The sequence below is a fragment of the Pseudoalteromonas sp. S1610 genome, from assembly GCF_005887465.1.
In the GTDB taxonomy this organism is placed as follows: domain Bacteria; phylum Pseudomonadota; class Gammaproteobacteria; order Enterobacterales; family Alteromonadaceae; genus Pseudoalteromonas; species Pseudoalteromonas undina.
Genome location: NZ_PNDI01000109.1, coordinates 1 through 252, shown reverse-complemented (window position 1 = coordinate 252; position 252 = coordinate 1). Strand labels below are relative to the sequence as shown.

Here is a 252-nt window from a genome sequence, read left to right as displayed (position 1 = left end):
GCAATGATTAACCAAGGCATTTCTTATGGTCATCAAGGCAAACCTGATGACGAGCTAATCAGCTATGAATCTTTGATTGATCAGTTCAAAGACTCATCGAATGAAGAGATTCAAATTCAAGTGGCTAAGGCAATGATTAACCAAGGCATTACTTATGGTCAGCAAGGCAAACTTGATAATGAGCTCAGAAGCTACGCAACCTTGATTGAGCAGTTCAAAAGCTCAGCGAATGAAGAGGTTCAAATTCAAGTG

At 39.7% G+C, this 252-nt stretch carries 1 protein-coding gene; it reads left to right on the top strand.

Features of this window, described 5'->3' with window-relative positions:
• Window positions 1–252: tetratricopeptide repeat protein (locus CWB77_RS18005; protein ID WP_349654445.1), on the top strand; the 252-nt coding region annotated here is incomplete at both ends.